Source organism: Streptomyces sp. ISL-43, from assembly GCF_018614195.1.
Classification (GTDB): Bacteria; Actinomycetota; Actinomycetes; order Streptomycetales; family Streptomycetaceae; genus Streptomyces.
In genome coordinates this window covers 104,960-131,784 of record NZ_JAGGOT010000032.1, presented here as the reverse complement: position 1 = coordinate 131,784, position 26,825 = coordinate 104,960, and the positions used below count along the sequence as shown (strand labels likewise).

19 protein-coding genes are annotated in these 26,825 nt (G+C 71.0%); 17 read left to right on the top strand and 2 right to left on the bottom strand.

The genetic code is table 11. From position 1 onward, the window contains the following. The 17 genes from J7F03_RS19115 to galE all read left to right on the top strand — a co-directional run bounded on the left by J7F03_RS19115 (nucleotide 1) and on the right by galE (nucleotide 22,580). On the top strand, nucleotides 1–351 hold the full coding sequence (locus tag J7F03_RS19115; RefSeq protein WP_214950912.1) for a DUF4233 domain-containing protein: 351 nt from the start codon (nucleotides 1–3) through the stop codon (nucleotides 349–351). 107 nt (nucleotides 352–458) lie between these two features. Next, the gene (gene ndk, locus J7F03_RS19110; protein WP_214950910.1) at nucleotides 459–869 is read left to right on the top strand and encodes a nucleoside-diphosphate kinase; all 411 of its coding nucleotides are present in this window, start codon (nucleotides 459–461) and stop codon (nucleotides 867–869) included. A gap of 296 nt (nucleotides 870–1,165) precedes the next feature. After that, nucleotides 1,166–2,185 (top strand): rod shape-determining protein, encoded by a 1,020-nt coding sequence (locus tag J7F03_RS19105; protein WP_069923827.1) that lies wholly within the window; start codon nucleotides 1,166–1,168, stop codon nucleotides 2,183–2,185. Nucleotides 2,186–2,348: 163 nt separating this feature from the next. Then, entirely contained in the window at nucleotides 2,349–3,290 is a 942-nt protein-coding gene (gene mreC, locus J7F03_RS19100) for a rod shape-determining protein MreC (RefSeq protein ID WP_214950908.1), read from the top strand. Between the two features lie 12 nt (nucleotides 3,291–3,302). Continuing rightward, nucleotides 3,303–4,007, top strand: coding sequence for a rod shape-determining protein MreD (gene mreD / locus J7F03_RS19095; protein WP_214950906.1), 705 nt, complete (start codon nucleotides 3,303–3,305; stop codon nucleotides 4,005–4,007). A gap of 13 nt (nucleotides 4,008–4,020) precedes the next feature. Then, nucleotides 4,021–6,198, top strand: coding sequence for a penicillin-binding protein 2 (gene mrdA, locus J7F03_RS19090; RefSeq protein ID WP_214950904.1), 2,178 nt, complete (start codon nucleotides 4,021–4,023; stop codon nucleotides 6,196–6,198). Between the two features lie 14 nt (nucleotides 6,199–6,212). Then, nucleotides 6,213–7,412, top strand: a complete 1,200-nt coding sequence (gene rodA / locus J7F03_RS19085; RefSeq protein ID WP_214950902.1) for a rod shape-determining protein RodA — start codon at nucleotides 6,213–6,215, stop codon at nucleotides 7,410–7,412. A 78-nt stretch (nucleotides 7,413–7,490) separates the two neighbouring features. Continuing rightward, nucleotides 7,491–9,008 (top strand): CYTH and CHAD domain-containing protein, encoded by a 1,518-nt coding sequence (locus J7F03_RS19080; RefSeq protein ID WP_214950900.1) that lies wholly within the window; start codon nucleotides 7,491–7,493, stop codon nucleotides 9,006–9,008. 95 nt (nucleotides 9,009–9,103) lie between these two features. Continuing rightward, complete coding sequence (locus tag J7F03_RS19075) at nucleotides 9,104–11,041, top strand: TIGR03960 family B12-binding radical SAM protein (protein WP_214950898.1); 1,938 nt, start codon at nucleotides 9,104–9,106, stop codon at nucleotides 11,039–11,041. 206 nt (nucleotides 11,042–11,247) lie between these two features. After that, nucleotides 11,248–12,387, top strand: coding sequence for a hypothetical protein (locus J7F03_RS19070; RefSeq protein ID WP_214950895.1), 1,140 nt, complete (start codon nucleotides 11,248–11,250; stop codon nucleotides 12,385–12,387). A 129-nt stretch (nucleotides 12,388–12,516) separates the two neighbouring features. Continuing rightward, nucleotides 12,517–13,308 carry a TIGR03936 family radical SAM-associated protein gene (locus tag J7F03_RS19065; protein WP_214950893.1) on the top strand — a complete coding sequence of 264 codons (792 nt, stop codon included), beginning with the start codon at nucleotides 12,517–12,519 and terminating at the stop codon, nucleotides 13,306–13,308. Between the two features lie 234 nt (nucleotides 13,309–13,542). Continuing rightward, nucleotides 13,543–17,295, top strand: a complete 3,753-nt coding sequence (locus J7F03_RS19060) for an Rne/Rng family ribonuclease (protein WP_214950891.1) — start codon at nucleotides 13,543–13,545, stop codon at nucleotides 17,293–17,295. 277 nt (nucleotides 17,296–17,572) lie between these two features. Beyond that, nucleotides 17,573–17,893, top strand: a complete 321-nt coding sequence (gene rplU, locus J7F03_RS19055; protein ID WP_214950890.1) for a 50S ribosomal protein L21 — start codon at nucleotides 17,573–17,575, stop codon at nucleotides 17,891–17,893. Between the two features lie 13 nt (nucleotides 17,894–17,906). Beyond that, nucleotides 17,907–18,161, top strand: a complete 255-nt coding sequence (rpmA, locus tag J7F03_RS19050) for a 50S ribosomal protein L27 (RefSeq protein ID WP_030840805.1) — start codon at nucleotides 17,907–17,909, stop codon at nucleotides 18,159–18,161. A 170-nt stretch (nucleotides 18,162–18,331) separates the two neighbouring features. Beyond that, nucleotides 18,332–19,777 (top strand): GTPase ObgE, encoded by a 1,446-nt coding sequence (gene obgE / locus J7F03_RS19045; RefSeq protein ID WP_214950888.1) that lies wholly within the window; start codon nucleotides 18,332–18,334, stop codon nucleotides 19,775–19,777. 130 nt (nucleotides 19,778–19,907) lie between these two features. Continuing rightward, nucleotides 19,908–21,530: a glycosyltransferase family 2 protein gene (locus tag J7F03_RS19040; RefSeq protein ID WP_214950886.1), complete on the top strand. Its 1,623-nt coding sequence runs from the start codon at nucleotides 19,908–19,910 to the stop codon at nucleotides 21,528–21,530. A gap of 60 nt (nucleotides 21,531–21,590) precedes the next feature. Beyond that, a complete protein-coding gene (gene galE, locus J7F03_RS19035; RefSeq protein WP_214950884.1) occupies nucleotides 21,591–22,580 on the top strand; it encodes a UDP-glucose 4-epimerase GalE in 990 nt (329 codons plus the stop codon). A gap of 75 nt (nucleotides 22,581–22,655) precedes the next feature. On the opposite strand, the gene J7F03_RS19030 is transcribed toward galE, so the two are convergent. Together J7F03_RS19030 and J7F03_RS19025 are read right to left on the bottom strand one after the other, a co-directional pair. After that, entirely contained in the window at nucleotides 22,656–23,858 is a 1,203-nt protein-coding gene (locus J7F03_RS19030) for a glycosyltransferase (RefSeq protein ID WP_214950883.1), read from the bottom strand. Then, complete coding sequence (locus tag J7F03_RS19025; RefSeq protein ID WP_214950882.1) at nucleotides 23,855–26,725, bottom strand: bifunctional glycosyltransferase family 2 protein/CDP-glycerol:glycerophosphate glycerophosphotransferase; 2,871 nt, start codon at nucleotides 26,723–26,725, stop codon at nucleotides 23,855–23,857. Before J7F03_RS19025 ends, J7F03_RS19030 begins: the two co-directional genes overlap by 4 nt. Between the last annotated feature and the right edge of the window lie 100 nt (nucleotides 26,726–26,825).

The following is a 26,825-nucleotide window of genomic DNA, read 5'->3' as shown; positions in this document are numbered from 1 at the left end:
ATGCGCACGCTGTGTGCTTCGACGCTGATCGGCGAGTTCTTCGTGGTCGGGTTCGCGGGCCTGGTGGCCATGAAGAACCCGGACCTGACCCAGGCCGCGGTCTGGTCGGTGTGCGGGGTCGTGATGCTGCTGTCGGTCCTGCTGTGCGGGATGCTGTCGCGGCCCGGCGCCGTGCAGATCGGCTGGGCCCTGCAGATCGGCCTGATCCTGAGCGGCTTCGTGGTCCCGACGATGTTCTTCCTGGGCGCGGTCTTCGCCGGCCTTTGGTGGTGCTCGGTCCACTACGGCCGCAAGATCGACACGATCAAGGCGGGCTGGGCGGCCCAGGCGGCGGCCCAGCCCGAGGCGTAGGCCGGCCGCGCGCGCGGGGGATCAGCCCGGGAAGGCCCCGCACGGCCGGGCACCGGGCCCCTGTAGCCTCGTCGGACCGCACCCGTTTGCCGCAAGGAGTTACCCACATGACCCAGCGCACGCTCGTCCTCCTCAAGCCCGACGCCGTCCGTCGCGGCCTGATCGGCGAGATCGTCGGCCGCATCGAGCGGAAGGCCGGCTGGACCATTCCCGCGCTGGAGCTGCGCACGCTGGACCAGGAGACCCTGGAGGCGCACTACGGCGAGCACAAGGGCAAGGTGTTCTACGAGCCGCTCATGGGCTTCATGGCGAGCGGCCCGGTCGTCGCCCTGGTCGTCGAAGGGGAACGCGTGATCGAGGGTGTCCGCCAGCTGGCCGGACCCACCGACCCGATCGCCGCGGCGCCCGGTTCCATCCGGGGCGATTTCGGCACCGTCACCCGCGAGAACCTGATCCACGCCTCGGATTCCGAGGAGTCGGCCGAACGCGAGCTGAAGCTGTTCTTCCCCGCGCTCTGATCACTCCTCGCTGAGGCAACATCAGCCAAATAGCGCTCATGACCTGGGGCGACCGAAGTAATTTCGGTCGCCCTTTGGTATTACCGGAGACTTCCGGGAACGCATGGACAGGACACGACGTCACCACTATGGGGGCGGGTATCCATTCCGGCGGGATTGCCGGAGTCCCGTCGCGCGGTGTCCGTACTCGCGGCACTACGATGGGGCCTCCACCCACACACCCACCTCGCCGACCTGACAGCAGCCGCTATCAACTGGAAGGCCAGACGCTCCTCATGGGGAACAAGGGGAACAACATGTCGTTCATCGGCCGTGACATGGCGATCGACCTCGGGACCGCCAACACGCTGGTGTACGTGAGGGGCCGGGGAATCGTTCTGAACGAGCCGTCCGTGGTCGCCATCAACACGAACACCGGCGGCATCCTGGCGGTCGGCTCCGAGGCGAAGAAGATGATCGGGCGCACGCCCGGCAACATCGTGGCCGTTCGGCCCCTCAAGGACGGCGTGATCGCCGACTTCGAGATCACCGAGCGAATGCTCCGGTACTTCATCCTCAAGATCCACAAGCGCCGCTACCTGGCCCGCCCGCGCGTCGTGGTCTGCGTACCCTCCGGCATCACGGGAGTGGAGCGCCGCGCCGTCATCGAGGCGTCCACGCAGGCCGGCGCCCGCCAGGTGCACATCATCGAAGAGCCCATGGCCGCCGCCATCGGCGCGGGCCTGCCCGTCCACGAGGCCACCGGCAACATGGTCGTGGACATCGGCGGCGGCACCACCGAGGTGGCCGTCATCTCCCTCGGCGGAATCGTCACGGCACAGTCCATCCGGGTGGCCGGCGACGAGCTGGACAACGCGATCATCCAGCACATCAAGAAGGAGTACTCGCTCCTCCTCGGTGAGCGCACCGCCGAACAGATCAAGATCACCATCGGGTCCGCCTACGACCTCGACAAGGACGAGCACACCGAGATCCGCGGCCGCGACCTGGTCTCCGGCCTGCCCAAGACCGTGGTCATCTCGGCCGCCGAGGTCCGCAAGGCGATCGAGGAGCCGGTCAACGCCATCGTCGACGCGGTCAAGACCACCCTCGACAAGTGCCCGCCGGAGCTCTCCGGCGACATCATGGACCGCGGCATCGTCCTCACGGGCGGCGGCGCCCTGCTGCGCGGCCTCGACGAGCGGCTGCGCCGCGAGACGGGCATGCCCATCCACATCGCCGAGGACCCGCTCGACTCCGTCGCGCTCGGATCCGGCAAGTGCGTCGAGGAGTTCGAGGCGCTCCAGCAGGTCCTGGACGCCCAGCCCCGCCGCTAGCCGGCCCGCCGCCGGCCGGTGGAACACAAATGATCCGCCGTACGGGTGCTACCGGGCCCGTGCGGCGGATCGTTGATATACAGGCAAGGTCCGGTGTGAGCCCCGGCTCCACCGGAGCGGCTTCGCCGCACGGGTATCTATGAGGAAGGCACGGCCGCCGCACGTGAGGGACACACGAGAAAGCCGGCTGCTCCTGGTGCTTCTGATCGCCATCGCGTTCGCGTTGATCACGGTGGACATCAGGACGGGCGAGGAGTCGCCGGTCGACGGTGCCCGACAGGCCGCCGCAGCGGTCTTCGGGCCGGTCGAGAAGGGCGTGGCGAAGGGGGTCGACCCGGTCGCCAACGCCATAGGGGCGGTAAGGGACTCCGGTGAGCGGCACAACCGGATCGCCACTCTGGAGCGCGAGAACGCGGCATTGAAGGCCAAGCTGGGCAGCGACGAGCAGACCCGCAGCCGGATCCGCGAGCTCGACGAGATGCTCAAGCGGGCGGGCGCCGGACAGTACGGCATCAAGGGCGCCGAAGTCATCGCCATAGGAGCGGCCCAGGGCTTCTCCTGGACCGTCACCATCGACGCCGGCAGCAAGGACGGCATCGAGCGCGACATGACCGTCCTCAACGGGGACGGGCTCGTCGGCCGCGTCGCCACCGTCGGCCCCGACACCGCCACCGTCGTCCTCGCCAACGACCCCGACTTCACCGTCGGGACCCGGCTGGAGAAGACCGGCGAACTCGGCTTCGCCACCGGCCAGGGCGACCGCGCGCTCTCGGTGCAGATGCTCAACGGCAAGGCCAAGATCAACCCCGGTGACCGGCTCGTCACGTTCGGCTCGCGCGGCAACAAGCCCTTCGTCCCCGGTGTCCCGATCGGCGAGGTGGTCAAGGTGGACCCCTCGCGCGGCGACCTGACCCGTACCGTCTGGGTCCAGCCCTTCGTCGGCTTCTCGCGCCTGGACATCGTCGGCGTCGTGGTGATGCCCCCGCGCGAGGACCCGCGCGACGCCGTACTGCCGCCCAAGCCCGAGGCGCCCAAGCCCACCCCGACGGTCACCGTTACGGTCACCCCGTCGGCCAGCGCGCCCGGCAAGCCGGCCGACGAGTAGGAGCCGACCACCATGCGCTTCAACCGGATCCTGCTCGCGGGCACGCTCGTCGTGGTCGCCCTCGTCGTCCAGGTCTCCATCCTGGGACGGCTCCAACTCCCCGGAGCCGTCCCCGACCTGGTCCTCCTCACCGTCGTCGCCCTCGCACTCGTGTACGGGTGCGTCAGCGGCGCCCTCATCGGCTTCGCCGCCGGCCTCCTCGCCGACCTGGCCCCGCCCGCCGACCACGCCGCCGGACGCTACGCGCTCGTGCTGTGCGTCATCGGCTACGTCGCCGGCCTGGTCCGCCCCGACAGCGGACGGTTCCGCTCCGCCTGGGGCCCGATGCTCACCGTCGTCGGCGCCGCCTTCGCCTCCACCCTGCTCTCCGCGGGAGTCGGCGCCCTGGTCGGCGACACCGCCGCCCGCCACGTGGGCCTGACCGGACTGCTCTTCACCGCGGTCCTCTACGACCTGCTGCTCGCGCCCTTCACCGTGCCGTTCATCATGGCCCTGGCCCGCCGCGCCGAGAGCGACCCGATGGCCGTGGACGCCAACGGCGGCGCTCCGGCGGGCAAGGACATCGCCTCCGGCTGGCTGGCCGGCGGCACCGGCCTGCGGATCGGCAGCCAGCGCGGCGGCCTTCGGATGAAGACCGCCCGCAGCCGCGCCAACCGGGCCGGCCGGATAAAGGGCGTCAAGGGAATCAAGGGTGTGAAGAGCGTCAAGAAGCTGTGAGGGAGGAGCAGGCGTGACCAATGTTCCGGAGACCGGCCGCACCTCACGGGTGCAGATCAGGCTCGTCATCATCCAGGTGCTCGTCTTCTCGATGTTCCTCACCCTCGGCGGGCGCCTTTGGTACCTCCAGATCCGCAACGGCGACGAGTACTACCACGAGGCGAGGAGCAACCACGTCCAGCGGGTCGTCCAGCCCGCTGTGCGCGGAGCGGTCCTCGACGCCCGCGGGGTTCCGCTCGCCGACAACGAGACCCGCCTGGTCGTCTCCGCCAGCCGCACGGCGCTGATGAAGATGAAGGACCGCGGCAAGGCCGTCATGACCCGCCTCGCCGACGTCCTGGACATGACCCCCAAGGAGGTCATGGAGAAGGTCCGCCTCTGCGACTCCGAGACCCCGGCGCCCTGCTGGAACGGCTCCCCGTACCAGCCGATCCCGATCACCCTCGAAGCCACCACGCAGCAGGCGCTGCAGCTGCGCGAACGGCCGGAGGACTTCCCCGGCGTCACCGCGGAGCCCACCGCCGTCCGCCGCTACCCGGCACCCGGCGGGGCCCGCACGTCACAGGTGCTCGGCTATCTCTCGCCGGTCACCGACGAGGAGATCCAGAAGGCCAAGGACACCGACTCGCCGCACCTGCGGTCCGATCAGGTAGGCCGCTCCGGGATCGAACGCACGTATGACAGGCAGTTGCGCGGCAAGGCGCGGGTCACCTCGTACGAGGTCGACAACCTCGGCCGGGTCATGCACCAGACCCAGTCCGACCCCGGCGTCCCCGGATCCACCCTCGTCACCAGCATCGATGCCCGGGTCCAGTCCGTCGCCGAATTCGAGCTCCAGCAGGCGATGAAGACCGTCCGCCAGGAGACCGACAAGATCACAGGCCGCAAGTACGAGGCCGACTCGGGCGCCGTCGTCGTCATGGAGGCCAAGACCGGCCGCGTCGTCGCGATGGCCTCCCAGCCCGACTACGACCCCAACGCCTGGGTCGGCGGCATTTCCGCCAAGGACTACGCCAACCTCACCAGCAAGAACTCCAACTACCCGCTGCTCAACCGGTCCATCCAGGGCCAGGCCCCCGCGGGCTCCATCTTCAAGGTGGTGTCGGCGAGCGCGGCCGTGCGGGCCGGCTACGGCTTCGACGACAAGTACAACTGCAGCGCTTCCTACAGCATGGGCAACCGGAGCTTCGCGAACTTCGAGTCCAAGGGGCACGGCCCCATCACCCTCGGCGAGGCCCTCAAGTTCTCCTGCAACACCGTCTTCTACGCCCTCGGGCACAAGGAGTGGCAGCGCGACGGCGGCCTCAAGCCCAAGAACGCACACGACTGGTTCTACCGGACCGCCCGCGAATTCGGCCTCGGCTCCGAGACCGGGATCGACCTGCCGAACGAGGTCACCGGCCGCATCCCCGACCGCCGGTGGAAGCAGAGCTTCTGGAAGGCCAACAAGGACTCCTGGTGCAAGCAGGGCAAGAAGGGCGGCACCTACGTAGAGCAGATCGCCTACGAGAGCTGCCTCGAAGGCAACCAGCTGAAGGCCTACGACAGCATCAACTTCGCCATCGGCCAGGGAGACGTTCTCGTCACCCCCATCCAGATGGCCACCGCGTACTCCGCCATCAGCAACGGGGGCACCCTCTTCGACCCCACGGTCGGCAAGGCCGTGATCAGCCCTGACGGCAAGCACGTCGAGATGATCAAGCCCAGGCCCCACGGAAGGCTGCCGATCGACGCCAAGACCGTCAGCGACCTCGACAGGGGCCTGCGCATGGTGGTCGAGCCCGGCGGTACCGCCGCCTGGCGGTTCGGCGGCTGGCCGCTGGACAAGATCCCGATGCGGGCCAAGACCGGCACCGCCCAGGTCTACGACAAGCAGACCACCTCGTGGCTGGCGACGTACACCGACGACTTCACGATCGTCATGACGATCTCCCAGGGCGGCACCGGCTCCGGGGCCTCCGGCCCCGCCGTCCGCAACATCTACAACGCCATCTACGGCCTCGACATGGCCGGCAAGCAGGACGTGACGAAGGCCCTGCTGCTGGGACCCGAGGCGAAACTGCCCAGGATCCGCCCCGACGGCTCCATCGACTCCCCCGAGATCCGGCCGTACGTGCCGCCGTCCCCGGAGGAGCTGGCGCCGCCCGCGCTCGCCGGCCCGCCCGCCGCGCGCCCCGCGCAGCACGACTGAGGACCGAAACAGACATGCAGACCGCCAACAAGTTCTCCGTCTCCCGGTACGCGCCCGAGCGCGGGGCGATGGCCAAGCTGACCGCCCGCGACTCCGTGGTGCGCCGGCTCGACTGGCCGATACTCCTCTCCGCGCTAGCCCTCTCCCTCCTCGGCTCCCTGCTGGTGTGGTCGGCGACCCGCAACAGGACCTCACTGAACAACGGGGACCCGTACTACTTCCTCTTCCGGCACGCCATGAACACCGGCATCGGCCTCGTGCTGATGATCGCCACCGTCTGGCTCGGGCACCGCACCCTGCGCGGCGCGGTCCCGGTCCTCTACGGGCTCTCGTTGGTGCTGATCCTCGCCGTGCTCACCCCGCTCGGCGCCACCATCAACGGCGCCCACGCCTGGATCGTGATCGGCGGCGGCTTCTCGCTGCAGCCCTCCGAATTCGTGAAGATCACGATCATCCTGGGCATGGCGATGCTGCTCGCCACCCGGGTGGACGCGGGCGACCTCGCCCACCCCGACCACCGCACGGTCGTCAAGGCGCTGTGCCTGGCGGCCGCCCCGATGGGCATCGTCATGCTGATGCCCGACCTCGGCTCCGTCATGGTCATGGTCGTCATCGTGCTCGGCGTCCTGCTGGCCTCCGGCGCCTCCAACCGCTGGGTGCTGGGCCTGCTCGGCTCGGGCGCCGCCGGCGCCATCCTGATCTGGCAGCTCGGCATCCTCGACGAGTACCAGATCAACCGCTTCGCGGCCTTCGCCAACCCCGAGCTCGACCCCGCCGGCGTCGGCTACAACACCAACCAGGCGCGGATCGCGATCGGCTCCGGTGGACTGACCGGATCCGGGCTCTTCCACGGATCGCAGACCACCGGCCAGTTCGTCCCGGAGCAGCAGACCGACTTCGTCTTCACGGTCGCGGGGGAGGAGCTGGGCTTCGTCGGCGCCGGGCTGATCCTGGTGCTGCTGGGCGTCATCCTGTGGCGGGCCTGCGTCATCGCCCGCGAGACCACCGAGCTGTACGGGACGATCGTGTGCGCCGGGATCATCGCCTGGTTCGCCTTCCAGTCCTTCGAGAACATCGGCATGACCCTGGGGATCATGCCGGTGGCCGGGCTCCCGCTGCCGTTCGTCTCGTACGGAGGATCGTCGATGTTCGCCGTATGGGTGGCCATCGGGCTGCTGCAGTCGATCAGGGTGCAGCGGCCGATGTCGGCTTAGGCCTGGCTTAGGCCCCTGTCGGCGGCACGTCCTGTATTCACCTTCACGTCGTGCGCCGTTCAGGACTAGGTTCGGTCTATGGCGGACACGAAGCGCGAGATCGAGCGCAAATTCGAGTTCAGGAGCGACAAGGCCGGACGGCGCGGGGTGCCGGATCTGACGGGCACGGCCGCCATCGCGGCCGTCACCGACCAGGGCACCGTCGACCTCGACGCCGTCTACTACGACACCCCCGACCAGCGGCTCGCCTCCGACGGACTCACCCTGCGCCGCCGCATTGGCGGCAAGGACGCCGGCTGGCACCTCAAACTCCCCGTCGCCCCCGGGGTCCGCGACGAGATCGCCACCCCCCTCAGCGACACCGTGCCGCCCGCGCTCACCTCGCTGCTCCGCTCCCGCCTCCGCGACGCCCCGCTGGAACCGCAGGTCAGGCTCCTGTCCTCGCGCAAGGTCAGTCACCTCCTCGACGCCGACGGCGCCCTCCTCGCGGAGCTGTCCACCGACGCCGTACGGGCCGAGCGCCTCGATGCCACCGCCGCCTGGACCGAGGTCGAGGTGGAACTCGCCGACGGCATCGACCCGGAGCTGCTCGACGCCGTCGAGAAGACCTTCCGCAAGGCCGGCCTGCGCGTCTCGGACGCGCCCTCGAAGCTCGCCCGCGCGCTGACCGAGACCGGCGCCGAACCGCCGGCCCGGCCCGACCCCGCCCCCGCCGACGGGACAACGGGCGCGTACGTCCTGTCGTACCTGCGCGAACAGCGCGACACCCTGATCGCCCAGGACCCCGCCGTACGCCGGGACCTGCCCGACTCCGTCCACCAGATGCGGGTCGCCACCCGACGGCTGCGCAGCGCCTTCAAGACCTACCGCCGGGTCCTGGACCCCGCCGAGACCGGGCCCGTCGGCGAGGAACTGCGATGGCTCGCCGCGGAGCTCGGCGTCGACCGCGACCAGGAGGTCCTGATGGAGCGGATCCGCACCCGCCTCGGAGAACTCCCTCGCACCCTGCGGCTCGGCCCGGTCGGCGGCCGCCTGAAGATCTGGAACACCACCCGCCGCACCGGTTCGCGGCGGGCGGCCCTGGCCGCCCTCGACGGCAGGCGCTACGTGGCCCTGCTGAACGACCTCGACGCCCTGCTCGCCGACCCGCCCCTGCTGGAGGCCGCCGGCCGGCCTGCCGAGGCCGCCCTGCCCGCGGCGGTCCTCCACGACTACGGCCGCCTCGCCGACCGGGTGGAAGGCGCACTGGCCGTGGACCCCGGACCGGAGCGCGACCTGGCCCTGCACGAAGCCCGCAAGGCGGCCAAGCGCGCCCGGTACGCGGCGGAGGCCGCGGTTCCGGCCCTCGGCAAGCCCGCGCGGCGCCTGGCCAAGGCGGTGAAGGAGGTCCAGAGCCTGCTCGGCGACCACCAGGACGGCGTGGTCGCCCGCGAGGCCCTGCGCGGCCTCGCGGTCCAGGCGGCGGGCGCGGGGGAGTCGGCCTTCACGTGGGGGGTGCTCTACGCCCACGAGGAGGAGATCTCGGCGCGCCGGGAGCGGGAGCTCCCGCAGGTCTGGGCGGCCACAACGGCGCGGGCGGCGGCGCTGCGGGGGTGACGGCCCGGGGCCGGGCCGGGCGTCGAGCGGGCGGGAGGCTGCCGGGCATCGGGGTACGCTTGAGAGTCGCTCCCTGCCCGCTTCACGAAAGTCGCGTGATGTCCGAGTCGGTCTTCCCACAGCTCGAAGCTCTGCTCCCGCATGTGCAGAAGCCCATCCAGTACGTCGGTGGTGAGCTGAACTCCACCGTCAAGGAGTGGGACTCCGCCGACGTCCGCTGGGCGCTGATGTACCCGGACGCGTACGAGGTCGGGCTGCCCAACCAGGGCGTCATGATCCTTTACGAGGTGCTGAACGAGCGCGAGGGCGTGCTCGCGGAGCGCACGTACAGCGTGTGGCCGGACCTCGAAGAGCTGATGCGCGAGCACAAGGTGCCGCAGTTCACCGTCGACTCCCACCGCCCGGTCGGGGACTTCGACGTCTTCGGGCTCTCCTTCTCCACCGAGCTCGGCTACACCAACATGCTGACGGCGCTGGACCTCGCGGGCATCCCGCTGGAGGCCAAGAACCGTACGGTCGACCACCCCATCGTCCTCGCGGGCGGTCACGCGGCCTTCAACCCCGAGCCGATCGCCGAGTTCATCGACTGCGCGATCATCGGCGACGGCGAGCAGGCCGTCCTCGACATGACCGAGATCATCCGTGCGTGGAAGGCCGAGGGCCGTCCGGGCGGGCGCGAGGAGGTCCTGCTGCGCCTCGCCAAGACCGGCGGCGTCTACGTCCCGGGCTTCTACGACGTCGAGTACCTGCCGGACGGCCGCATCGGCCGCGTCGTCCCGAACCGGTCGGGCGTGCCGTGGCGGGTGTCCAAGCACACCGTCATGGACCTCGACGAATGGCCCTACCCCAAGCAGCCCCTGGTCCCGCTCGCCGAGACCGTCCACGAGCGCATGTCCGTGGAGATCTTCCGCGGCTGCACCCGCGGCTGCCGTTTCTGCCAGGCCGGCATGATCACGCGCCCCGTGCGGGAGCGAAGCATCACCGGCATCGGCGAAATGGTGGAGCGCGGCCTCAAGGCGACGGGCTTCGAAGAGGTCGGTCTCCTCTCCCTCTCCTCCGCGGACCACACCGAGATCGCGGACATCGCCAAGGGCCTGGCCGACCGCTACACGGACGACAAGGTGGGCCTGTCCCTCCCGTCGACCCGCGTGGACGCCTTCAACGTCGACCTGGCCAACGAGCTGACCCGCAACGGCCGCCGCTCCGGTCTGACCTTCGCCCCCGAGGGCGGCTCCGAGCGCATGCGCAAGGTCATCAACAAGATGGTCTCGGAAGAGGACCTGATCCGGACGGTCTCCACGGCGTACGGCAACGGCTGGCGCCAGGTGAAGCTGTACTTCATGGTCGGCCTGCCGACCGAGACCGACGAGGACGTGCTCCAGATCGGCGACATGGCGGTCAACGTCATCGCCAAGGGCCGCGAGGTCTCCGGCCAGAACGACATCCGCTGCACGGTGTCGATCGGCGGGTTCGTGCCGAAGCCGCACACCCCGTTCCAGTGGGCGCCGCAGCTGTCGGCGGAGGAGACGGACGCCCGTCTGGCCAAGCTCCGGGACAAGCTCCGCGGGGACAAGAAGTACGGTCGCTCCATCGGCTTCCGCTACCACGACGGCAAGCCGGGCGTCGTCGAGGGCCTGCTCTCCCGCGGTGACCGCCGCATCGGCGACGTCATCCGCGCCGTGTACGAGTCGGGCGGCCGCTTCGACGGCTGGCGCGAGCACTTCAGCTACGAGCGCTGGATGCAGGCGGCCGGGAAGACCCTGCCCGCGTACGGCGTGGACGTGGCCTGGTACACGACCCGCGAGCGCACCTACGAAGAAGTGCTGCCCTGGGACCACCTGGACTCCGGTCTGGACAAGGACTGGCTCTGGGAGGACTGGCAGGACGCCCTCGACGAGACCGAGGTCGAAGACTGCCGCTGGACTCCGTGCTTCGACTGCGGCGTGTGTCCTCAGCTCCAGACCAGTATTCAAATCGGACCGACCGGGCAGAAGCTGCTCCCGCTGAGCGTGGTGGGCGAATCCCCGAAGTAGTACGGTCGTGTGAAATGTCCCCTTGTCGAGAGACAGGGGGACATTCGCATTCCTCCTCCGGTTTCCGTGAGCACCGACAGCCGTACGGACGGGAGCGCCCGCGGAGCGTCGGTCGGCAACGAGCGGCGCGTGTCCCGCCCAAGGGGTCCATCGACTGAAGGCGGTCCCTGTGCAACGGAGCGGGCCCGTGGTGTGTCCTTAGCGGCATGGAACTGGAGAAGTCGCTGCCGCCACCGCAGGGCGAAGGCTGCCTGGTGGGCGTCGTCCGGATACCCGTGAAGATCGTGGCGATGCTGGTCGTGCTGCCCGTACGGGTGGTGTGGGACGTGCTCGTCGCCTTCGCGCGGATGCTGAACCGGACCGTCTTCGGACCGCTGGGACAGGGACTGGCCCGGTTGTACGAGCTGGCCGTGCTGCCGGTGCTGCGCGGACTCGGGTGGCTGGTCGGGGCCCTGCTCAAGCTGTTCCTCTACTGGCCGTGGGTCGGTCTCTGGCGGTACGTCATGCTCCCGGCGGGGCACGCGATCGGCCTGCTGGGGCGGGCCGTTCACACCTATCTGCTGAGCCCGTTGGGCAAGGGGCTGCGGTGGGCGGTCCGGACGCTGGGCATGGTGCTCCTCGTCTGGCCGGCGGTCGGGCTGTGGCGGTACGTGCTGGTCCCCGCCTGGGAGTACGTACTGGCGCCGGTCGGGCGGGGCTTCGCGTGGCTGGTCGCGGGCGGGGTGCGGTACCTGCTGGTCCTGCCGGCGCTGGCGCTGTACCGGTACGTCCTCGCCCCCGTCGGGCACGGACTGCTCTGGCTGGCCCGGGGGTTCGGGCTCTGCGTGGCCTGGCTGGCCATGGCGCTGTTCGTCTGGCCCTGGGTCGGGCTGTGGCGGTACGTGCTCGCGCCCGTCGGCCGTGGGCTGTACGCGTACCTGCTCGCCCCCCTCGGCCGGCTGCTGGTCGGTGCCTGGCATCTCGCGGGGCGCGTGAGCCGGTCGCTGTGGCGGGGGTTCGTGCGGGTGTGGCGTTGGCTCGTCGTGCGGCCCGTCGCCTGGGCGTACCGGCGGATCGCCACACCCGTCGGGCACGCCGTCCGCGCGGTGTGGACCTCCGTCCGGCGCGCCGCCCGCTCGGTGCACCGGCAGGCGATCGCTCCGGTCGGCCGCGCCGTCCGCGAGGTGTGGAACACCTCCCGCCTCGCGGTGCGCGAGGCGCGGGCCGAGGTACGGCGGGCACTGTTCGGGGGGCCGCCCCGGGAACCGGCGAGGTCACAGGCGCGTACTCTGTGTAGTAACAGAGCCGTAGACGACGCGCCCGCCACGCCGATCCCGACGAGCCCCCTGCACAAGCCGCAGGGGTGAGCCGGGCGGGCGACGGCGTGGCCCGCAGGCTCCACAGACCTCAGGGCGACGCGCGAGCCGCGGAGCCCCGCACAAGGAGAAGAACCACTGGGCAAGCGACAGCCCGAAGGCCCGCCTCCCGCACCGGTGGTGCAGCGCATTCGACTGCGCTACACCAAGCGCGGCCGCCTCCGGTTCACCAGTCACCGGGACTTCCAGCGCGCCTTCGAGCGGGCCCTGCGCCGCTCCGAGGTGCCCATGGCGTACTCGGCGGGCTTCACCCCGCACCCGCGCGTCTCGTACGCGAACGCCGCCCCGACCGGGACCGGCAGCGAGGCCGAGTACCTGGAGATCGCCCTCGCGGAGCGCCGCGACCCCGCGAAGCTCCGCGAACTGCTCGACGAGTCGATGCCGCTCGGCCTCGACATCATCGACGCCGTGGAGGCCCACACCTCCGGTCTCGCCGACCGGCTGACGGCCTCCGTCTGGGAGCTGCGCCTGGACGGCGTGGAGCCCGCGGACACCGAGCGGGCCGTCGAGGCCTTCCTCGCCGCCGAGACCGTGGAGGTCCAGCGCCGCACCAAGAACGGAATGCGGACCTTCGACACGCGCGGCGCCGTGGTCAGTCTGGAAGTGGTTCCCGTTTCGGTTGCCGCAGCGGCTGATAGGCCCCTGGACAATGCTTGTGCGATACTGCGGCTGGTTGTTCGGCATTTGACACCTGCCGTGCGACCCGACGACGTCCTGTCCGGTCTCCGAACCGTGGCCGACCTAACGCCGCCGGTCCCCGCAGCGGTGACCAGGCTGGCGCAGGGGCTCTTCGACGAGGAGTCCGGCACGGTGACCGACCCGCTCGCGCCCGACCGCGAAGCTGTCACGACCGCCCCATCCACGGCGGCCGTAACCGCCGACGCGAAGGCGCCGGAAGGTCCCGCCGCGTAGGGATCGTCGTCGTCGCGCAGCCCTGGGACTCGGGAGCCACCTGGGTCGGGCCGCGCACAGACCTGAAGACTTCCGCCAGGCCGTACGGACTACCACGTACGGAACCGGCGGCCATTGAACTGAGCTCCCGTGTGGCGAACGCGCCCCGGAGGCCGGCTCCCCGCTCATCGTGCGGAGCCGTGCCGGACCGGAAGTCAGCCGCGGCGCCCGGGAGCGTGACGGGAGAAACCCCGCATGCTCAACAACGAAAACGACAACAACACCGCCGCGGACACTGGCAGCCCCAGTGACAACCTGCCTCCGCGCAGGCGTCGGCGTGCCGCGTCCCGGCCCGCCGGTCCGCCCGGCGGGGCCGTGACGCCCGCCGCCGAGGCCGCCGCCCCCGTGGTCGCGGCCGCTCCCGCCGAGGAGGCCGCCCCGGCCGCCGCCCCGGCTCGTACCCGCCGTCGCGCCACCCGTGCCGTCGCCGCTCCCGAGGCGCCCGCCGCCGAGGCCGCGCCGGTCGTGGTCGAGGCTCCGGCCGCCGTGTCCGTTCCCGCCACCGAGGAGTCCGCCGCCCCGGCGCCGCGTGCCCGTCGCCGTGCCACCCGCGCCGTCGCCGCTCCCGAGGCGCCCGCCGCCGAGGCCGCGCCGGTCGTGGTCGAGGCTCCGGCCGCCGTGGCCGCTCCGGTCGTCGAGGAGTCCGCCGCCCCCGCGCCGCGTGCCCGCCGCCGTGCCACCCGCGCCGTGACGGCCCCCGAGGCGCCCGCCGCCGAAGCCGTCGTGGAGGAGGCCGCCGCCCCGGCGCCGGCCACCGCGAGCAAGGCCACCGTCACCGTCGCCGACGCCGTGGACTCCCCGAAGCGCGGCGGCCGCCGCCGCGCCACCCGTACCACCACGGCCCCGGCCGCCGCCGCGCCGCAGGCCGCGCCCGCCGCCGCCGAGGCCGAGGCGCCGGCACGTGGCCGCCGCGCCGCGCGTCCCGCCGTCGCCGTGTTCCAGGCCCCGGTCTTCGCCGAGCCGATGTTCCAGACCCCGGAGACCGCGGCCATGGCCGCGGCCGCCGCTGCCGCCGCCCCGGTCGAGGAGACCGAGGAGGAGGAGCTCGAGTTCGAGGCAGAGGTCGAGGCCCCCGCGGCTCCCGTCGCGCAGCCCGCCGGCCGTCGCCGTCGCCGCGGCCGCGCCGCCGCCGAGGCCGCCGCCCCGGAGGCCCCGGCCCCCGCCCAGGCCCCGGCCGCGCCGTCCGGCCCGGTCACGCTGGCCGACGTAGAGCTGGTGGAGGAAGAGGCCGAGGCCGCCGAGCTCGACGAGGACGACGAGTCGGGCGACCGCCCGTCGCGCCGCCGCCGTCGCGGTGGCCGTCGCCGCCGTCGCGGTGAGGCCGCCGACCTCGACGAGTCCGCCGAGGAAGAGGCCGAGACCGAGTCCGCCGAAGAGGCCGGTGAGGAAGAGGACTCCGCCGAGGAGGACGACGAGGAGAACGGGGCCCTCGGCTCCAGCTCCAGCCGTCGTCGCCGTCGTCGTCGCCGCCGTAGCGGTGACGGCGGTACGGACGCCGAGGCGGGCGAGGACGACGGTGTCCGCACGGTCGTCAAGGTCCGCGAGCCGCGCCCGGCGCGCGAGCGCTCCGAGGCCCTGTCCACCTCCTCCGACGAGGTCCAGTCCATCAAGGGCTCGACCCGCCTGGAGGCGAAGAAGCAGCGCCGCCGCGAAGGCCGCGAGCAGGGCCGCCGCCGCGTCCCGATCATCACCGAGGCCGAGTTCCTGGCCCGCCGCGAGGCCGTCGAGCGCGTCATGGTCGTCCGCCAGTCCGGCGAGCGCACCCAGATCGGCGTCCTCGAGGACAACGTGCTCGTCGAGCACTACGTCAACAAGGAAGAAGCCACCTCGTACGTCGGCAACGTCTACCTGGGCAAGGTCCAGAACGTGCTGCCGTCGATGGAGGCCGCCTTCATCGACATCGGCAAGGGCCGCAACGCGGTCCTGTACGCCGGTGAGGTCAACTTCGAGGCGCTCGGCATGGCCAACGGGCCGCGCCGCATCGAGTCCGCCCTCAAGTCCGGCCAGTCGGTCCTGGTGCAGGTCACCAAGGACCCGATCGGCCACAAGGGCGCCCGCCTGACCAGCCAGGTCTCGCTGCCCGGCCGCTACCTGGTCTACGTGCCCGAGGGCTCGATGACCGGCATCAGCCGCAAGCTGCCCGACACCGAGCGCGCGCGCCTGAAGACCATCCTCAAGAAGATCGTCCCCGAGGACGCGGGCGTCATCGTGCGCACCGCCGCCGAGGGCGCGAGCGAGGACGAGCTGCGCCGCGACGTCGAGCGTCTGCAGGCCCAGTGGGAGGACATCCAGAAGAAGTCGAAGCAGATCTCGACCTCTTCGCCGAGCCTCCTGTACGGCGAGCCGGACATGACCGTCCGCGTCGTCCGCGACATCTTCAACGAGGACTTCTCGAAGGTCATCGTCAGCGGTGACAGCGCCTGGGAGACCATCCACGGCTACGTGAACCACGTGGCCCCGGACCTGTCCGACCGGCTGTCGCGCTGGACCTCCGAGGTCGACGTCTTCGCGACGTACCGGATCGACGAGCAGCTCGCCAAGGCGCTCGACCGCAAGGTGTGGCTGCCCTCGGGCGGCTCGCTTGTGATCGACAAGACCGAGGCGATGATCGTCATCGACGTCAACACCGGCAAGTTCACCGGTCAGGGCGGCAACCTCGAGGAGACCGTCACCAGGAACAACCTGGAGGCGGCCGAGGAGATCGTGCGCCAGCTGCGGCTGCGCGACCTCGGCGGCATCGTGGTCATCGACTTCATCGACATGGTCCTGGAGTCCAACCGCGACCTGGTCCTGCGGCGCATGCTGGAGTGCCTGGGCCGCGACCGCACCAAGCACCAGGTCGCCGAGGTCACCTCGCTGGGCCTGGTCCAGATGACCCGCAAGCGGGTGGGCCAGGGTCTGCTGGAGTCCTTCTCCGAGACCTGCGTCCACTGCAACGGCCGCGGTGTGATCGTGCACATGGAGACCCCGACCGTGGTCGGCGGCGGTGGCAACGGCAAGCGCTCCAAGCGCCGCGGTGGCCGCGCCGACGAGCACGACCACGAGATCGAGGCCGTGGAGACCGTCGAGGGCGACGTCTACGAGGTCGAGACCGAGGAGGAGGTGGCTGCCGAGGCCGCCGCTCCCGTGGCCCTGCCCGAGCCGTCCTTCGTCGCCGACGAGGAGCTCTACAGCAGCCCGGCCGAGGCCGAGGCCGCGGCGGGCCTGAGCGGCCGCCGCAACCGCCGCCGCGCCACCCGCAAGGCGACCGCTCCGGCGGGTGCCCCGCGCGGTGCGGCCGTCCCGGCCCCGGCCTCCGTGGCGGAGCCGGTGGCCGAGCCCGAGCCCGAGATCGAGGTCGCCGAGGTACTCGACGTCGTCGAGCCCGTGGCGGAGCCGGTCGTGGAGGAGGCCCCCAAGGGCCGCACCCGCCGCCGTGCCACCCGCAAGGCGACCGCCGCGGCGGTCACCCCGGCGGAGGCCCCGGAGCCGGTCGTCCAGGCCGCCCCGGCCGAGGTCGTCGAGCCCGAGGTCGAGCCCGAGCCGGTCGTCGTGGAGGCCCCGGCCGAGCCCGTGGCCGAGGCCGCGCCGGTCCGTACGCGTCGCCGTGCCACCCGTAAGGCCACCGCACCCGCCGGGTCCCCGGCAGGCGCGGAGGCGGCCGTGGTGGTCGTGGAGACGCCCGTCGAGGCGCCGGTGGAGGCCGTGGCCGAGACCGTCGTGGAGGAGGCCGCCCCGGCGGCCCCCGCCAAGAAGGCGGTCCGCAAGACGGCCGCCAAGAAGGCGACGACGACCGCGGCGAAGAAGGCCCCGGTCAAGAAGGCGGCGACCGCCAAGAAGACCGTCGCCAAGAAGGCGGCGACGGCCAAGACGGCCGCGAAGAAGACTGTTGCGAAGCGGGCGACGAAGAAGACCGCAGCGGCCGAGCAGCAGACGCTGCCCTCCGTCTCGGCTCCGACCGAAGCCTGATCCGCCTGGTCCGTGGGCCCCGCCGAGTGGCGGGGCCCACGGCCGTGCGGGACCCGGTTTGACCCCCTGGAACCGGCCCCGTAACCTAGACCGTCGGCATGTCTTAGACGATTACGTTTAAAACGTGCCGCGTTCCTGAGCACCTTCCTCCCGCTGAGCACCATGCGCGGGAGAGGCCGCTCGTCCAATCCGGATCGGTCTGGTCCCGTCCTCGTGTCGGGTCCTGCCTGAGTGGCTGGCTTCAGGAGCATCCGTCCCGAGTGAGAGAGAGATCCGCGTGTACGCCATCGTGCGCAGCGGTGGTCGCCAGCACAAGGTTGCTGTCGGCGACATCGTTGAAGTTGACAAGATTCCCACTGCCAAGGTTGGCGACACGGTCGAGCTCTCGACCCTGCTCGTTGTCGACGGCGAAGCCGTGACCAGCGACCCGTGGGTCCTGGCCGGCATCAAGGTCCAGGCCGAGATCGTGGACCACCACAAGGGTGCCAAGATCGACATCCTTCGGTACAAGAACAAGACCGGCTACCGCCGTCGCCAGGGTCACCGCCAGCAGTACACGGCGATCAAGGTCACCGGTATCCCCGCGGCTGCGAAGTAAGAGGGACTGAGACATGGCACACAAGAAGGGCGCATCGTCCACCCGGAACGGGCGCGATTCCAATGCTCAGCGGCTCGGCGTGAAGCGCTTCGGCGGTCAGGTCGTTTCCGCTGGTGAGATCCTCGTCCGCCAGCGCGGCACCCACTTCCACCCGGGTTCGGGTGTCGGTCGTGGTGGCGATGACACGCTGTTCGCGCTGCAGGCCGGTTCGGTCCAGTTCGGCACGCACCGTGGCCGCAAGGTCGTCAACATCGTTCCGGCCGCCTGATCTCAGCTTCTGCTGAAATCGGTCGTTCGTAACATCCCGAGGGCGGATCTCAACTCTTCCCGGCGAAAGCCGGGAAGAGAGGTCCGCCCTCGGCGCGTTGTCACATAGACACGTTTAATGGGCAGCAAGGCCTGCTCGGGACATTCCCGTATGTATCTGGAGGAACACCCATGACCACCTTCGTGGACCGCGTCGAGCTGCATGTCGCCGCGGGTAACGGGGGCCACGGCTGCGCCTCCGTTCACCGGGAGAAGTTCAAGCCGCTCGGCGGCCCCGATGGCGGCAACGGCGGCCGTGGCGGCGACGTCATCCTGGTGGTGGAGCAGGCGATCACCACCCTGCTGGACTACCACCACAGCCCCCACCGCAAGGCCACCAACGGCAAGCCCGGCGAGGGCGGCAACCGCTCCGGCAAGGACGGCCAGGACCTCGTCCTGCCCGTGCCGGACGGCACCGTCGTCCTCGACAAGGAGGGCAACGTCCTCGCCGACCTCGTCGGTCAGGGCACCACCTTCGTAGCCGCCGAGGGCGGCCGCGGCGGCCTCGGCAACGCCGCGCTCTCCTCCGCCCGCCGCAAGGCGCCCGGCTTCGCGCTCCTCGGCGTTCCGGGCACCACCGGCGACGTCGTCCTGGAGCTCAAGACCGTCGCCGACGTGGCGCTGGTCGGCTTCCCGAGCGCCGGCAAGTCCTCGCTGATCTCGGTGCTCTCCGCCGCCAAGCCGAAGATCGCGGACTACCCGTTCACGACGCTGGTTCCCAACCTCGGCGTGGTCACCGCGGGCTCCACCGTCTACACGATCGCCGACGTCCCGGGCCTCATCCCCGGCGCCAGCCAGGGCAAGGGCCTCGGCCTGGAGTTCCTGCGCCACGTCGAGCGCTGCTCGGTGCTGGTGCACGTCCTGGACACCGCCACCCTGGAGTCCGACCGCGACCCCGTCGCCGACCTCGACGTCATCGAGGAAGAGCTGCGGATCTACGGCGGCGGCCTGGAGAAGCGCCCGCGCCTGGTCGTCCTCAACAAGGTCGACATCCCGGACGGCAAGGAGCTGGCCGACATGGTCCGCCCGGACCTGGAGGCCCGCGGCTACAAGGTCTTCGAAGTCTCCGCGGTCGACCGCACGGGCCTGAAGGAGCTGTCCTTCTTCCTCGCCGAGGGCATCGCGAAGGCCCGTGCCCGCAAGCCGAAGGAGGAGGCGACCCGCATCGTCATCCGTCCGAAGGCCGTGGACGACTCCGGCTTCACCGTCACCTACGACGAGGTCGAGGAGCTCTACCGCGTGCGGGGCGAGAAGCCGGAGCGCTGGGTCCGCCAGACCGACTTCAACATCGACGAGGCCGTCGGCTACCTCGCCGACCGCCTCAACCGCCTCGGTGTCGAGGAAGCGCTGCGCAAGGCCGGTGCCCGTGCGGGTGACGGCGTGGCCATCGGCCCCGACGAGAACGCGGTCGTCTTCGACTGGGAGCCGACCATGATGGCCGGCGCCGAGATGCTGGGCCGCCGCGGTGAGGACCACCGCCTGGAGGCGCCGCGTCCGGCCACCACCCGCCGCAAGGAGAAGGAAGCCAAGCGCGGGGACTCGGCCCAGCAGGAGTACGACGAGTTCCGTCCCTTCTGACCGGACTGTCGACGGGGGACCCGGCCGGGCCTACGGCCGGGTCCCCCGTCGGGTCCGCGGGGTTCCGCTTGCCCCCGTCCGGGTGACTGGTCTTAAGGTCACGTTTACTCGCGTGGCCTAGGATCCACGGGTGACGAGCACCCATACCCCCACAGTCTCCGTTGTGGTGATCGCGTACAACGATGCCGAGCTCGTGGGCGAGGCCGTTTCCTCGGCCCTCGCCCAGGGTCCGGTTGTCGCTGAAGTCATCGCGGTCAACGATGCCTCCTCCGACGGCACCGCACTGGTGCTGGACGAGCTGGCCGCCCGCCACCCACGCGTGCAGGTCGTGCACCGCACGGAGAACAGCGGGGGTTGCGGCACCCCGCGCAATGACGGGATCGCGGCCGCGACCGCCCCGTACGTCCTGTTCCTGGACAGCGACGACGTCCTGCCGCCGGGAGCGGTCGACGCGCTGGTGCGCGCCGCGGATGAGCACCGGGCACCGGTCACGGTCGGCGCCTGCGTCCGCCGCGAGCTGCCCGAGGGCCGAGACGTGCCCTGGGTGCATGGCCTGTACACCGCGGGTGAGGTCATCGAGTCGCCGGCCGACCGGCCGGAGCTGGTCCGGGACACCCTCTGCGTCAACAAGCTGTACGACCGGGCCTTCCTGGACAAGCACGAGATCCGCTTCCCCGACGGCCGGTTCGTCTACGAGGACTTCGTCTTCACCGCCCGCGTACTCGCGGCCGCCCCGCGCATCGCCGTCATCGGCGACCTCGTCTACGTGTGGCACGTGCGCCGGGACGCCGCCCAGGTGTCGATCTCCCTGGACCGCAAGGACGTCGGCAACTGGCGGGCGCGCGTCGAGGCCCACCGCACGGCCTCCCGGATCATCGCCGCGTCCTCGCCCCGGCTGGGCCGGGCCTGCCAGGTCAAGTTCCTGGAGTACGACCTGCGCATGTACCTGCGCGAGCTCGGCAAGGACCCCGAGTACCAGGCCGCCTGGTGGACGCTGACCCGCGACTACGTCGCCGGTTTCGCCGGGGCCGACGTGGAGGCGGCCGGCGCGCACGCCCGCTGGATCGTACGGGTGCTGCGCGCCACCGAGGCTCCGCCCGCCCCCGCCGACCTGCTGCGGCTGACCCGTTTCGCGGCCGACCCGCCCCGGCTGCTGCCCCCGTACGCGACGCGCGCCGACGGGACACCGGTGTGGAGCGAGACCCTGCCGGTGGAGCTGGACCGGCTGGACGAGCTGGAGACCTCCGAGCTGCCCGTCACCGTCGATGCCGAACCGAGCGGCGTCGCCAGGATCCGGCTGCGCGTGCACGACCTGTACGGACGGCTCGCCGCGGCCGGCCCGCGCACCGTCCAGCTGCGCTTCCTGCCCCGCAACGACCCCGGCAAGCCCCTGGTGGCCGAGCCGGTGGAGCTGCGCCCCGCGAGCGACGGCAGCCACTGGACCGCGGAGCTGCCCTTCCGGCTCACCACGCTGGCGACGCTCGGGCGCGGCGAGGGCCGGCGCGGGATGCAGGCGTGGGACGTGAAGGTGGGCGTGGAGTGCGCCGACGGCAGCTCCCTGCTCACTTCCCCGCGCCCCCTGGGCAGCCTGCTCCACCGGCGGGTGCTGCCCAGCAGCCGGTACGGTGTGCTGTTGGCTCAGCCTTACCGCACCGCCGGCGGATCACTGGCGCTGCGGCTCGCGCCCGGTGCCGCGGGAGTCGTGAGCCTGGCACGCAACCGCATCCACCGGGCCCGCAGGAAGGTCGGCTAGCGGGGGCCGGTGGCCGGTGGCCTCGGCAAGAGAGCACGAAAGAGAACTAGGGAGTTACGCATGACGTTTCTGATCACTGGTGGTGCTGGTTACATCGGGGCGCACGTCGTCCGCGCGATGCTGCTCGCGGGTGAGGAGGTCGTGGTTCTGGACGACCTCTCCACGGGCAACGCCGACCGCGTCCCGGAGGGCGTTCCGCTGGTGGTCGGTTCCGTGCTGGACCGGCAGATCCTGGACGAGACCTTCGCCCGGCACGAGATCACCGGCGTGGTCCACCTCGCGGGCAAGAAGCAGGTCGGCGAGTCCGTCGAGAAGCCCCTGCACTACTACCACGAGAACGTGCACGGCCTCACGGTCCTGCTCGGGGCCGTGGCCGCCGCGGGCATCCGCAACTTCCTCTTCTCCTCCTCCGCTTCCGTGTACGGGATGCCCGACGTAGACCTCGTCACCGAGGACACCCCGTGCCTGCCGCTGAGCCCGTACGGCGAGACGAAGCTGGCCGGCGAGTGGCTGGTCCGTGCCGCCGGCAAGGCCCACGGGATCTCCACCGCCTGCCTGCGCTACTTCAACGTGGCGGGCGCCGCGACCCCGAAGCTCGCCGACACCGGGGTCTTCAACCTGGTTCCGATGATCTTCGAGCGCTTCGACAAGGGCGAGGGCGCGCGGATCTTCGGCGACGACTACCCGACCCCGGACGGCACCTGCATCCGCGACTACATCCACGTCGCGGACCTCGCGGAGGCCCACGTGGTGGCGGCCCGCAAGCTCGTCGAGTGGGGCGCGCAGGGCGAGTACAAGGACCTGACCGTCAACATCGGTCGCGGCGAAGGCGTTTCCGTCCGCGAGATGGTCGAGCTGGTGAACGAGACCACCGGGCACACCGATGCCGCCTACGCGCCCGCGGTCTCCCCGCGCCGCGCCGGCGACCCGGCGCAGGTCGTCGCCTCCGCCGACCGGATCACCGCCGAGCTGGGCTGGAAGGCCCGCCACGACGTGCGCGAGATGATCACCTCGGCCTGGGAGGGCTGGGAGGCCCGCGACAAGGCCTGACCAGGCCACCGCCGCGTACGAAGCCGCCCGCCCCGGACACGACCGGGGCGGGCGGCTTCGTACGTACCGTCGGGATCAGCGCTCCAGGAAGGAGAACAGCTGCTCCCACCGGTCGGTGATCTCGGCGCTGGAGTACCGCTGCACGTGGTGGAAGGCGGTGTCGCCGAGCCGGTCGCGCAGTTCGCGGTCCGACATCAGCCGGTCCAGCTGCCCGGCGAGCTCCATCGTGTTGCCGAGCCGGGCCAGCAGTCCGTCCTCGCCGTGCTCGACGATCTCCCGTACGCCCGGCGCGCAGTCGAAGGCGGCCACCGGCACGCCCGCGGCCATCGCCTCCAGCAGCGTGATCGGGAACCCTTCGGCCCGCGAGGCCTGGGCGAAGACCGAGGCCCCGCGCAGCGCGCCCAGTACGTCGTCGGTGCTGCCCATCCACTCCACGGAGTCCTCGACCCCGAGCTCGGCGGCGTGCGCCCGCAGCGCGGGCTCCTCCACGCCCGCCCCGTAGATCCGCAGGACCCACCCGGGGTGGTGCGGCGAGGAATCCGCCCACGCGTCGAGCAGCAGGTCCACGCCCTTCTCGAAGGCGAGGCGGCCGACGCTCGCCACGACCTTCTCGGTGCGCGGGGCGGGGGAGTCGGGCATGAACGGCAGCGGGTTCGGCATGCTGGCGACGTTCTCCATGCCCGACCGGATCCAGAGGTCCGCGTCCTCGGGGGTCAGCACGAGCATCCGGTCGACCTCCCCGTAGAGGCGGCGGACCCGCTGACCGCGGGTGGACTTCTGGCTGGCCTCGAAGGACTCGTGGCTCATGCCGATGACGGTGAACCCCTTGGTGTCGGCGAGGGCCACCCACTCCATCGCCCAGACCTGGGTCACGATCAGGACGCCCCCGGGACGGGCCGCGCGCAGCAGCTCGCCCAGCCGGTCCGCCTTGGCCCGCATCTTCGCCCGGCGGGCCGCCTGGCGGCGCCGCTCGGGCGCGTTGAGTCGGCCCTTGATGCCGCGCAGCCGGCGCGCCGCGGGCGGCGCCGCGTCGTACAGCGTGGTCGTCTCGTACGGCAGGTCGGCGGGCAGCTTCTGGCGGATCTCCTCGGCGACGGGGGCGATGCCGACGACGTGCACCCGGTGTCCGCGCTCGCTGAACAGCCGGGCCATCTGGTGCGACCAGGTCGTCACGCCGCCGAGCTCGTCGACGCTGTTGGAGACGAGGAAGATGTCACGTCCGCCGGCCGGGTCCCGCTGTGCCGCCGCGTTGTGCCCGGAGGCGGTCTGCTGGGTCACTTGCCGCTCCTGGTGAAGAACTTCTCGACGATCCGGGCGGCCGCGTCCCCGCGGTCGTACTCGCCGAACTCGGTGAGGAAGCGCTGGCGCGCCTCGGCGTACTTGGCGTCGGCCTCGTCGAAGGCGGCGAGGGCCTGCAGCAGTTCGTCCGCCGTGGCCACCACCGGGCCCGGGGCCTTCTCCTTCAGGTCGAAGTAGGTGCCGCGGATGTCCGTCGCGTACTTCTCGTAGTCGTACGCGAAGAACAGCATCGGCCGGTCCAGGACCGCGTAGTCGAACATCACGGACGAGTAGTCGGTGATCAGACCGTCGGCGAGCGCCAGCAGCGGCGTGATGTCGTGGTGCCTGGACACGTCGATGACCCGGCCCGCGACCGACGGCGGAAGCGTGACGCTGTTGAGGTAGTGCGTGCGTACGAGCAGCGTGAAGCGGTCGCCGAACCGGTCGGCGAACTCCTCCACGTCGAAGGGGAATTCGAAGCCCTCCACCGCGCCGTCCGCGTTCGCCCGGAAGGTGGGCGCGTACAGCAGCACCTTCTTCTCCGGGTCGATCCCGAACTCGCCGGCGAGGGGCCCGCGGACCCGCTCGCCGCTCTGCGCCTCGGAGCGGTGCGCCGCGACCAGGGCGTCGTTGCGCGGGTAGCCCGTGCGCAGCAGCACCTCGTCGCGCAGCCGGAAGCCCTTGGCGAGGGTGCGGGCGTCGTGCTCGGAGCGGATCAGGAAGTGGTCGAAGCGGTCGACGGCCGCCTGGAAGCGGAGCTGGCCCGCGCGGTCCTGCGCCTTGGTGCGGGGCTCGTGGAAGCCCATCCGCTTGAGCGCCGAGCCGTGCCAGGTCTGGATGTACGTGGTCCCCGGGCGCTTGGCCAGCGCCAGCGGGAAGCCCTGGTTGTCGACCCAGTACTCGGCCTGCGCCAGCGCGCGCAGGTACGGCCAGCTCCAGCGCCGCACCAGGGTGGCCTCCTTGGGGAAGCCGGTGGGCTTGCCGCCCGCGTACGACCAGATCGCCTCGAATGGCACGCCTTGGCGCACCATCTCCTCGTAGATCGCCTTGGGGCTGTCGCTGTACTGCTTGCCCATGTGGCTCTCGAAGACGACCGTGCCCTTCTTGATCGGCAGCTTCGAGAAGACCTCGTGGTAGACCTTCACCTTCTGCTCGCCCGAGCCGAGGTTGCGGCGGGTCCGCAGTGCCTTGCGCAGGCCCCGCTTGACCACGCCCGCGGCCTTGCCGTGCATCGCGCTGTTGATCAGCGTCTGGGTGCGCACGGCGGCGGCGCCCTCGGCGGTCAGGACGTAGGAGAGGTTGCCCTTCTTGGTCACCTCGGGCTCGAAGCGGTCGGAGACCAGCCGCGTCAGCCGGGGACGCACGCGCAGCCGGGCCGCCTTCTCCAGGTCGACCCCGCCGACGGAGACGCGGGTGGTGAGCCGCGAGCCGCCGGCCGTCAACTTCAGGCGTACGTCCCAGACCGCGTCGATGATGCCGAGGGGGCGCACGGTGCTCCCGATGTCGGCCGTGACGTTCCACTCGATCGTGTCACCGGCGTGGCGCACGGTTGCCACCGGGAAGCTGAAGGAGCGGACCCCGATCTGCCGGCGGGCCCGGAATTCGAGCGAGGCCTTCAGTTCCGTTTCGGGGCGGATCCGGCCCAGCGGGTTCACGACGGCGCCGGACAGGGTGACGGTGCCGCGGCCGTCGTCCTCGTAGGAGGTGAGCCGGTTGCCCAGGGTGAGGGAGGTGAGCGGCGTGGTGTCGAAGCCCTGGTCGGTGACGTCCAGTATCCGGCGGGCCTCGGCGTCGTCGAGGTGGGCGGCGCACCAGTAGACGCGGCCGTCGCGCTCGGCGAGCGGGGAGGTGAGCCGGCCCTTGTTGGTCATGGCGTCGGCGGCCGGGAGGAGGTTGTCCCAGTCCTCCTTGCCCAGCAGGTAGGCGCAGATGGCCTGGAGGTTCGTGACGTGGCCGTACGCGGCCGGGTCGATGCCGGCCAGGTAGCCGTTGGCCAGCCGGGCGAACTCCTGGCGGTAGGCGTCCCCGACCAGGGGCAGGTCCCGCAGGTGCAGCACCAGGTCGTGCTTGAGGAACTTGGCGTCCTTCGCGGACTTGATCTCCGTGTGCCCCTTGGCGGCCAGCAGCTCGTCGACGCGGCGGTGGATCTCCATCCGGTGCGCGAAGTTCTCGATCTCGTGGCGCCGGTTGCTGATCGACTTCGCCGCGGCCTTCTCGATCACGTTCCAGAAGTAGACGTGGTTCGGGATGAGCGTGATGCGGCGGGCGGCGACGTAGGCCTGCGCGGAGAACAGCAGGTCCTCGTAGTGGATGCCGACCGGGAACTCCAGGCCCTGCTCCAGCAGGAACTCGCGCCGGTAGCACTTGTTCGTGGAGAGGGTGTCGTAGACCAGCAGGTCGGGGTACTCGGTGATCGACTCCAGCGTGCGGGTGCGCGCGTAGATCCACGGGTACCACTCGGTGGTCTTGCCCCACCGGTTGTCGAGGTGCACGCGGACGCACATGCCCGAGACCAGGTCGGAGCCGGTCCGCTCGGCGGCGTCCAGCATGTTGCGGCAGGCGTTGCGTTCCAGCACGTCGTCGCTGTCCAGGAACATGACGTACGCGCCGGTGGCCTGCTTGATGCCGTGATTGCGCGGGGCGCCGCAGCCCCCGCTGTTCTGTGGCAGCTGGAAGGCGCGCACCCTCCCCGGATGCGCGGCTTCGAGCTCCTGGGCGATCGCGTAGGACCGGTCCTTGCTGCAGTCGTCGACGATCACGACTTCGACCCCGTGCAGGGTCTGGTCCAAAACCGACTGGACGGCTGTCGGCAGACGCTCTGCGTCGTTGTAGACGATGACGACCACGGAGACGTCAGGCACGTGCACCTCGATCCCTTTGTTTCATTCCGTTTATCCAGTCAAAGCTACCGTGTGCCGCACTCACCCCCGGCAGCCCCGCGACCGGCGTGCATACTTCTGAGGAAGA